General features: G+C 49.9%; 9 protein-coding genes. 6 read left to right on the plus strand and 3 right to left on the minus strand.

The genetic code is table 11. The features are described 5' to 3' along the window. A partial coding sequence (locus tag CKO35_RS17815) for a hypothetical protein (RefSeq protein WP_207143895.1) occupies nt 1–290 on the plus strand: 290 nt, incomplete at its 5' end. A gap of 999 nt (nt 291–1,289) precedes the next feature. Here CKO35_RS17815 and CKO35_RS16875 read toward each other — a convergent pair. The 3 genes from CKO35_RS16875 to CKO35_RS18390 all read right to left on the minus strand — a co-directional run bounded on the left by CKO35_RS16875 (nt 1,290) and on the right by CKO35_RS18390 (nt 2,818). After that, nucleotides 1,290–1,439 carry a hypothetical protein gene (locus CKO35_RS16875; RefSeq protein WP_200177282.1) on the minus strand — a complete coding sequence of 50 codons (150 nt, stop codon included), beginning with the start codon at nt 1,437–1,439 and terminating at the stop codon, nt 1,290–1,292. 254 nt (nt 1,440–1,693) lie between these two features. Next, nucleotides 1,694–1,933 carry a hypothetical protein gene (locus CKO35_RS16880; RefSeq protein ID WP_200177283.1) on the minus strand — a complete coding sequence of 80 codons (240 nt, stop codon included), beginning with the start codon at nt 1,931–1,933 and terminating at the stop codon, nt 1,694–1,696. 324 nt (nt 1,934–2,257) lie between these two features. Next, entirely contained in the window at nt 2,258–2,818 is a 561-nt protein-coding gene (locus CKO35_RS18390; protein ID WP_200177284.1) for a VanZ family protein, read from the minus strand. 249 nt (nt 2,819–3,067) lie between these two features. Between CKO35_RS18390 and CKO35_RS16890 the strand changes: the two genes are divergently transcribed. The 5 genes from CKO35_RS16890 to CKO35_RS16910 are packed head-to-tail and all read left to right on the plus strand — an operon-like array spanning nt 3,068 to nt 9,625. Further along, entirely contained in the window at nt 3,068–4,423 is a 1,356-nt protein-coding gene (locus CKO35_RS16890) for a TolC family protein (protein ID WP_200177285.1), read from the plus strand. Next, the gene (locus CKO35_RS16895) at nt 4,420–5,589 is read left to right on the plus strand and encodes an efflux RND transporter periplasmic adaptor subunit (protein WP_200177286.1); all 1,170 of its coding nucleotides are present in this window, start codon (nt 4,420–4,422) and stop codon (nt 5,587–5,589) included. Before CKO35_RS16890 ends, CKO35_RS16895 begins: the two co-directional genes overlap by 4 nt. Then, nucleotides 5,582–8,743, plus strand: coding sequence for an efflux RND transporter permease subunit (locus CKO35_RS16900; RefSeq protein WP_200177287.1), 3,162 nt, complete (start codon nt 5,582–5,584; stop codon nt 8,741–8,743). Before CKO35_RS16895 ends, CKO35_RS16900 begins: the two co-directional genes overlap by 8 nt. Then, nucleotides 8,737–9,417, plus strand: coding sequence for a response regulator transcription factor (locus tag CKO35_RS16905; protein ID WP_200177288.1), 681 nt, complete (start codon nt 8,737–8,739; stop codon nt 9,415–9,417). The genes CKO35_RS16900 and CKO35_RS16905 overlap by 7 nt, the downstream gene beginning before the upstream one ends. Then, nucleotides 9,404–9,625, plus strand: coding sequence for a hypothetical protein (locus tag CKO35_RS16910; RefSeq protein ID WP_200177289.1), 222 nt, complete (start codon nt 9,404–9,406; stop codon nt 9,623–9,625). The genes CKO35_RS16905 and CKO35_RS16910 overlap by 14 nt, the downstream gene beginning before the upstream one ends. Nucleotides 9,626–9,724: the final 99 nt, after the last annotated feature.

The following is a 9,724-nucleotide window of genomic DNA, read 5'->3' on the forward strand; positions in this document are numbered from 1 at the left end:
GGTTACGGACTGCCGGACTTCGCAGAGGAACTCAACTACGGGGTCGATCTATCAACCATCTGAGGGTGGTATCAGGTTGGTGGGGTGAAGGTGCCCCATCAACCATTAAATCCGTATACCCAAAAATGACAGGCAGAGCAGAATATTTGCAATTTCCCGCTCTCCCTGCCAAACCCATCAAAATGAAAAAAGTCAGAAAAATAAAAACCCGAAAAGTCTGGAATTTTATTTATTACAAAGCTGAAACAGCATCATTAACTGTAACCGTTGCAGGGCTAGCAGTCCTGTAGCCACCATAATGCTCTGCACTGATATCTCCAGGTATAGTCAATATCCCACCCAAATATAGTTGACACCCTCCTGCACTAATACTACAAGTGGGACTGGCCTGCGTTAAAGTTGCCTGAAAGCCAGATCCGTCTCCAGCACCCAGTGCACCACCAAATACATCTGCATCCCCGATCATAGGCATATTGGCATGACCTGAGAGGGAGAAAGTAGCATTCGCGCCATCAGCCGCGGCAGAACCACTTATCGTACATACCCCCCGACTGGGCTCATAGCCAGCAGAAACCGAAACTCCCGATGTTTCACCATCTAGGAGGTGATCTCCAGTAACAGCATCAAGTGTAACTGTAGTTACTCCACCAGATCTAACTGGCACACGCCAGACTCCCAAATTAACCTCCGTACACTCCAAAGTCAGCACGGGAGCCAATCCTGCAACTGCGTCCAATTCGGATGTAGCAGTGTCAGCCTGCACCTGAGAAGCGATCACTAAAGTCCCGACCAGAAAGGATGATCCAACCCGCTTCCAATTCAAACATATCATAACTCGACCTCGGGAATTTATGGGAAATAGACTTAAAATCACTCAGAATCATATTGCCCACACCATTATTAAGAAAATTACAAAATACTCAAAAATAAAAGACCCGTAATGGAACCATCCCCAATTCTAAAGCTATTAAAAAATCAGCTCTGATTAAAAAATTAAATACAAGCCAGATTGAAAATCTGGACTGATCTGGCTCAGAGACTTTTGGTAAAATCAGGCAGGCATCGCGAGATATCGGGCGAGCAACCAGGCTTTCCCCCGGCCATGCCACAGCATTAGATTGAAGGGTTAACCCAATATGCTCCGAAACCGGCCTATCGGATCGCGTAAGAGAAGATCGCCAGCTAGCGGTGGCTCACTTTGATAAAACGGCGTGCAATCCGAAGGCCGCAAAACTGGCGGCATGGGAGTTCAGGCACAGTCGGCCGTGGTGAGAAAAGTCAATTACCAGTCATCCGGCGGAGTGCAGACGCCCGGTAAGCTGCTCCAGGCGTACCCGTTCTGACAACTCCAGATAACCATGGCGACGATAGCTCTCCAGTATTTTCCCCAGCTCCTTCAAGTCCTGGGTCATCTGGGGCGACTGCCCCAAATTCGCCATGATAGCCTCGTCATCCTCGGGTTCTTCGAATCGCTCATGCCAGAATCGAAGTTCCCATAGCTGACTCCCCAAGGGGAGGAGTTCAAAGTACTGGCCTTGAAACGAACACCCTTCAGCGGGCTTGGCCCGGCGAAACAGATCAGAAGGAATCAACCCCAATTTCAAAAGCTGTTCACGAGTTCCCCGATACACGGTACAGGCGCTGGCTGCACCACACATCACGGAGTCAACATCGATGGAACCTCGCATTGTCATCAAGCACCGCGCCTCAATGAGACGGGGTGTAACCGTCGATTGGAAACCACGTTATCCACGCGGCTCAAAGGTTTGACCAAAGCAGCCGGACCGGTTTCCCTCCCAGCCCGAAAATCGGCATTTTCGCCCATGGAATCCTCCGAAGAACGCCCCACCATCAGCACTGCCGCCATAAGAAATCCCGCCAAAAATCCCAACAGCGATGCAATCCCTGCCACTGCCAAAATAAGCATATTCATCAGTAACCTCCCATGGCTCTCATTACGGTCCAGGCCAGAGACCTGCCCAGTCGTGAATAATCTTTCTGGGATAAACTGGATTTAATGACAATAGTAAGTTGGGAGAACACCTCAAACTTCCCAAAAAGATCCAAAGTGGTGGCATCCCGGTATCAAGCCAGCCACTGGATCTCATCTTCTCGCAACAAGCCCTCCATCAGACTTTTCTATTCTGACTCCACGATGCATCACTGAAAAAACCATTTAATTCATCAGGATTTACAATGCTCTATGCGCATCGTGCCCATGGCAACCTGCCAGAGAATGAACCTTCACGTCCCGGTGCTATGCATTGGCTCGCCCTGGTGTCAGCCAAAACAACAAAAATCCGATTCCAGCGCCCAGCATGTTGATACCCACATCCCCCAACGAGGCATAGCGCCCGTCAACCAGCAACTGCAAGCCCTCCGTACCGAACGATAAGGTCACCAACAGAACCAGCAACATCCATGCCCCCAGGTCCGCACGCCACCAGGACAACCAGGCCGAGACCAGGGCAAAAAGTATCAGGTGCGCCCATGCACTGGTCTGCCGCGTGACCAGATCCGCCTCTCCGGACCAAGGCCACCAACTCGACACCAGCGCCGCCCACTCACGGATCACCTCCGGCGGCAGGGTCATTCCTGCCAACAGCAAAGCCACCGCCGTCAGAAAACCCAGACGCCAAAATCTGGGCATCGGTCGCGCCAGGTACCAGGCACCCAGCAACACACCACTGCAGATCGCAAAAACCAAAAGCATATCTCCGTCTCCAGAAGCAGCCTGCGTCAGAAAAATAAAAATTGTCCACGTAGCAGCACCAAGGATTTGTGCAGTCCCTTCTTCGCGAGAGAGGCTCACTTCCACGGGGACTTCCAGAAAAATGGATTTCCTGCTTTGACCGGAGGCCGTCATTCCCAGGCAAGCGGGAATCCAGCACATGCTGAAAGCGGGAATCAATAATAACTGGTCGATACCTGAATTTCTTAAAGGTATTTATCGCGTTCTCTCAACAGAAAGGATTGGTGACATTGAGATTTTAACCCTTCTTTAACCCTCTCAGCCCATAAGCTGTCCATCTGGTTCAAAATACTCTATCGCTGGTGGACATAAGCCATGCCTTCTTACCTTCTGCTTTCGATCTTCTTGGTACTAGCAATGCTATCAGGCTGTACCAGCATTGGTGATAAGAAGGATTATTCCTCTCAGGCAAGCCACATACCCATGACGGTGCCAAACTGGTCAAGTGATGAGTTGAATGGTTCTGCCACGCGTCTGACCGAACTGATAGCCAGCCAGGAACTTCAATCACTGGTTTCCGAGGCTTTGAACAATAATCCCGGGCTACAGCAAACCCTCCTGGCACTTAAGCAGAGCCAGCTCCAGTTACGCCAGAATCGCAGTGATCGTTACCCGGAATTGGAATCTGGATTCAGTGTAAGTAATAGCGAGGATTCCAAAAGCCAATACACAGGATCACTGACACTAAAGTGGCAACTGGATTTGTGGCAACAGATTGAAGACGGTATTAACGCAACAGAACAAAGCCTTTTCCAGCAACATGCTATTTATCAAGCAGCCAGGGATACGCTGGCATCCGAAACGATGAGTAGCTGGCTAAACCTGGTCTCGCAAAAACGTTCCTTAGCAATAGAACAGCAAAGGCTGAGCATCTTTGAAAGGAACGAGGAAGTGATCCTGCAACGGTATCAGAGAGGCTTAGGCACGCTGGACGATCTTGACAGCGCTCGCAGCTCAACGCTCGGCACGCGTGCTTCCGTACGCGAGATGGAGCAGTCAATTCGTGAGGGTGAGCGTGCACTAAACAGCCTGCTGGGTCGTGTGACCGACGATCCATATCAGGTGCCGGACGAATACCCAAAGGTAGAAAAACCACTGACCGAATTGCCGGAGCAGACTCTGGCTAGAAGACCGGATTTACAAGCAGCCTGGCATGCCATTGTGGCAGCTGAAAAAGACGCCAGTGTTGCTTACAAGAACCTGCTTCCAAGGATAGATGTACAGGCAGCTCTGGAAGACATTGCGGTTTCCCCTGGAGATGCTCTATTGACTGATCCTGTTTGGTCTTTGCTGGGCCAATTGACTGCGCCACTGTTTCAGGGTGGAAAACTAAGATCCGCTGCCGAAATCGCCTCTCTTGAGAGTGCTATTCAATACCATAACTATAGAGAAACCCTGCTGACAGCGGTTGAGGAAGTCCGTAATGCGCTGGCTCGCGAGAATGCTCTTGCAGAACGGCAGAGCTATATACAACAAGCCCTGGAAAAGCAGCGCCTTACATTGACGCGTTATCAGTACAAATACCAATCCGGTAAAGCCACTATCTTGGAATTACTGGATATGCAAAGACAAACCTACGACCTGGAAGAACAGCTTGAGAAGCTTATTTTCAATCGCCTTGATAACCGAATCACACTGGCACTTGCCTTGGGCTTAGGAGTCACCGAATGAGCCGAAAAAAAAACAGAATTATTGTACTGTTATTGGCTGCAGTATTTGTCATCACCGTCATTACTTATAACGTTGTAAAAATGTCCGAGTATCGGGAAACCATGCAACTGACACCTCCAGCACAAGACACAAAAAGGCCAACTGTTGCCGTGGTTGAGGTCACCACCGCTACTTACCAAGCTTATGTCAAAGGCATCGGTGGCGCCCATGCAAAGTTTGACCTGGTACTGAATAGTCGTGTCAGCGGACAGGTAATAAAGGTATATGACAGCTTTGAATCCGGCAGGTTGGTTACTGCTGGTACCATCCTCGCAACTTTAGAAGACAGCGAAATTAGAGCATCACTGGAATCTGCCCGTGAAACACTGGCCCGTGCTCATGTCAGTTATTTAGAAGAACAGCAAGAGTTGCAACAGGCGCAACAAGAATGGATATCATCCGGGTTGACGGGCGAGCCGATCTCACCCCTGGTGTTGCGTGAGCCGCAACTAGCCGCTGCCAGAGCAGCATTGCATAGCGCAGAACAAGCCGTATCGGCTGCAGAAAAAAATCTGGCCAGCACTCAGATTAAGGCGCCGTTCGACGCCATTGTAGTGAGCCGGGAAATTGCGCCTGGGAGTTACGTACAGGCTGGTAATGAGATTGGACAACTGTTAAGCGCCGATATAGTGGAAGTCGCGATTCCGTTGTCGGCGAATGATTGGATGCTTCTGCCTGATGAGGCAGAGCTGATTTCTGGAGATAGATTGGTAAATCTTCAACAAGTCGAAACCGGCGATTACTGGACCGGGATAGTATCTCGCATCGAAAAGAATTTGAACACAAATACTCGTCAGAGATCTTTGATCGTCACTGTGGATCGCCCACTAAGTCAAGGTACACCCCTGTACCCTGGAACATTTCTCAATGCAGAGATTCCGGGTAAAGTCGTTGCTGATCTGTGGAAGCTGCCTTCATCGGCGCTGAGCCAACGTGGCGAGATCTGGATCGTAAACGACGAGAATCTTCTGAAATCCCATGTAGCTGGCATCCGTTTTTCGGATGCAGAGTATATCTACGTAGAGCCGCCTAATGGCAGCAAAAAAGCACAGGTCCTGGTGCAGCCACTAAGTAGTTACAGTGAAGGGATGAAAGTCGTTACTCAGAGGGAGCTGACTGATGAGTGAAAAATACAATTATAGAGGATGGATTCCCTGGTTTACAGCCAACCCAGTGGCTGCCAACCTGCTTCTTATTCTCATCATCGTTGCTGGTCTATCGACCGTTGGCGACTTGCGCAAGGAAGCCTTTCCAGCAGCCGATCCGGAGAGTATCACAGTTTCTGTAACCTATCTCAGTGGTTCCGCCCAGCAAAGCGAGGAAGGTGTTGCCATCAAACTTGAGGATGCCCTTGAAGGTGTTACCGGCATCAAAAGTATTACCTCCATCTCCAATAGCCAAGGCGTGACGGTAACGGTCAAGCGACACACAGATTACGACCTGGATACATTGCTTGGGGATGTCAAAAACAAGGTTGATAGTATTTCGAACTTTCCGGCAAATGCGGAAAAGCCGTTAGTTGAAAAAGGTTTGCGGGAATCCCATGCCATCACACTGCAACTTTATGGCGATGTCAACCGCGAAACTCTCCAGCAACTGGGCAACCGACTGAAGGCAGACCTTCTGTCACAGCGAAATATCAGTCGTGTGACCTTTTCCGGTTGGGTTGATCCAGTGATGGCGATCGAGATAGATGAATCCAGGCTCCAAGCTTATGATTTGTCCTTGACAGACGTGCAGGATGCCATCAATCGGTTTTCTTCGAATACCTCGACGGCGATCCTTCGTCATGAGCGATTGTATCTGCAAATCAAAGCATCAGAGCAGGCTTACTACGCCACTGAATTTGCCAGGATTCCGTTAATAAGTACAGCTCGGCACGGGATCGTCACCTTAGGTGATGTGGCACGTATTCGCGATACCTTCAATGACACCACACCTGTGTTGTCCCGATTTAATGGCCGAAACAGTCTCGCACTAGCTGTAATCAGTATTGGGGACGATGACATCCTGAAAACGGTTGCCGCCGCGGAAGATGTCATCACAAAATGGCGGGAGAACGGGACCCTGCCGGAGGGGGTAAATCTGGCAAGCTGGAGTGATAGTAGCGAGAACATCTCCAGCAGGTTGAAGCTGCTGGTGGAAAATGCCCTGATGGGAATAGTACTGGTATTCCTGTTGCTGGCAATTTTTTTGAACTTCAAGGTGGCTTTCTGGGTGGCGATGGGATTGCCGTTCATTTTCTTCGGAACTCTCTTTTTCATGGGCATGAGCTTTATTGACCTGTCCCTGAATGAGTTCACCACATTTGGATTTATCATGGCTTTAGGGATCGTGGTGGACGATGCAGTGGTTGTGGGCGAGAGCATTTATGCCACACGAGAAAAGTATGGCGATACATTGACGAACACCATTAAAGGCACCATGGCGGTAGCTGTGCCGACTCTGTTCGGAGCGTTTACTACCGTGGCCGCCTTTGCGGCATTATCGCAAACCACTGGTATGCTTGGTCAGCTATACGCGCAGTTTGCGGTAGTAGTGACTATCTGCCTTTTATTTTCAGTCGTGGAGTCTAAACTTATCCTTCCTGCTCACCTATCCCGCCTTCACACGCACCGCAATGGCGAACGCGGAAACTGGGCCTCTCGCCGATGGCAAAGAATACAGAACGGTGCGAATGGAATCCTGTCTTCTTTCAATAATCGTATTTACAAACCTCTTGTCGGGCAAACAATAACCCACCGCTATGCGGTGGTATTGTTCGGTATTGGTGTACTGTTTCTGGTCATTGCCATGCCTTTCAATGGCACGGTGAGGATCAGTTTTTTCCCGGATGTGCCCGCTCAAACTGTAACTGCCAATTTAACCATGCATAAAGATGCAAGTTATGGGCTGACCCATAACGCATTGCGTCAACTTGAAGCACAGGCATTTCGGCTTGACGAAGCTTTGAGAGAAGATAGCGGTCATAAGGAAATAGCCATTGCTAACCTGCAGGTCATCTCCGAAGCTGATCAAAGCGGCTCAGTAACTGTCGAACTGACAGATAACGCGCCTTATACGCTAGATGAGTTTACCCGTCGTTGGCGAGCGCTTGCCGGAAATCCCGAGGGCGTAAAAACCCTCAGCATTCAAAGTCGTCAAATGATGGTTGACGCCCTGCGTATTGAACTTCGATCAAGCGACGATGACGTGCTTACCCAAGCCGGAACGGAATTGAAGGAGCATCTTCAGAGTATCGGCGCAATCAGCGGCCTCGACGACAATCTCACGCCAACTCAGCCTCAGCTCAACCTGAAGCTGACGGATCAGGGAAAAGTCCTGGGAATAACAACCGATGATCTGGCTGCCCAATTATACCAGGCATTCAGCGGCCAGATCGTTCAGCGCTACCAGCGTGGCGGAGATGAAGTAGAAGTAAAGGTACGTTATCCGGAGTCGGATAGGAGCAGCGCGGCCGATGTACTAAAGGCAAAAATCCGGACGCCCTCCGGTGATGTCGTACCAATCTCCGCCGTAGCAGAAGTAACTTATGGTTTTTCCCGGGACAGCATTACCCGTATAGATGGAAAACGGGCAATATATATCACTTCTGATGTAGACAAGGAAGCCAGATCGGTGACCGAACTTGTCCGGAGCCTACAAAACACCATTGCAAATGATCTTCAAAATCAGTATCCCGGCCTGGATATCAAGTTTGGTGGCGAAGCGGAGCAGCAGCAGGAATCCTCCTCTTCGATGGTGGCCATGTTTTTACTGGCACTATTGGCAATCTATATGTTGCTGGCCGTTCCATTAAAATCCTATATCCAGCCAATCGTCATCATGACCGCCATTCCTTTCGGCATCGTGGGGGCCATTCTTGGTCACTGGCTGAATGATTTGCCTCTGAGCATACTATCCTTTAATGGTGTAATCGCGCTCAGCGGTGTTGTTGTGAACAACAGTCTGCTACTGGTTAGTCAGTACAATCAGGAAGTCCGGAAAATCAAAGATCACAAACAAGCAATGATAGTCGCTTGCATTGGTCGCCTGCGGCCGGTGCTGCTCACATCGGCGACCACGTTTGCAGGGCTCATACCGATACTAAGCGAAACTTCCATGCAAGCCCAGTTCCTTATTCCTGCTGCGGTATCACTGGCTTATGGCGTAGTATTCGCGACTGTAATCACACTTATTCTGATACCCTCCCTTGTCACTATCCAGGAGGATATCACCAATCGTATAAACCGACTGACATCCGGCAAGTCGAACGACGTAGGAAACTATGAGCCATGCTAGATATTTTGTTAGTTGAGGATGATTACGACCTGGCCACCACCTTGGTCCAGTACCTTGAGCTGGAGGAGATCCGATGTGATCACGCCAGCAATGGCGTACAAGGACTCCAACTCCTTACGGATCACGACTATGATGCACTCCTGCTGGACCTCAACCTGCCAAGACTTGATGGACTGACGCTTTGCCGGAAATTGCGGGATATAGGGCATGATATCCCGATATTGATGTTGACTGCCCGGGACCAACTTCAGGACAAACTGGATGGCTTTCGTTCCGGAACCGATGATTTTCTGACCAAGCCATTTGAGCTTGACGAGCTGGTAGTTCGCGTACGCGCTTTAACTCGCCGCCGGAGTGGCCAGGCCCGGATATTACTGTATGGCGAGTTGCAAATGGACCTGAATAAACGAGAGGCAAGTCGTGCAGGCCGCATCCTGAAGCTATCTCCCACTGGCTGGAAACTGCTGGAGATGCTTTTGAGAGAGGCACCGGCAGCAGTACCACGGCAAAAGCTGGAGGCAACCGTATGGGGAGACAGCCTACCTGACAGCAATACTCTGAAGGTTCATATTCACCATGTTCGCAAGGCAGTCGATGCTGGTTTTCTGTTTCCCCTAATCCAGACTGTACCCGGCTTCGGTTTTGCCTTGAGAAATAACGATGACCAAACTTAACACCAGTATCCGGGGATCTCTGATCCTTGCGTTTACAACGATCGTTCTGACACTTGTCTTGGGATACAGCGTTCTGTCCGCCCGATATTTTTTGGATGGCATGGACACGATAGTTGCCGATAACCTGATGCGAGCTGCCATCACTGCCGCCAGCACCGAAAAGCATAACGACATCAGAGACAGGGATATTAACCCGGCAATCAAATAGATCCACATTGTGCTATGATTTGATGCATGAAAAAAGATGATGCCAGAACCCTACACCCTGCGGCGCAGGAAGAGAAGCGCAAGACGGCGGTTCGTCTTT

This window comes from Ectothiorhodospira shaposhnikovii (assembly GCF_016584105.1).
Lineage (GTDB): Bacteria > Pseudomonadota > Gammaproteobacteria > Ectothiorhodospirales > Ectothiorhodospiraceae > Ectothiorhodospira > Ectothiorhodospira shaposhnikovii.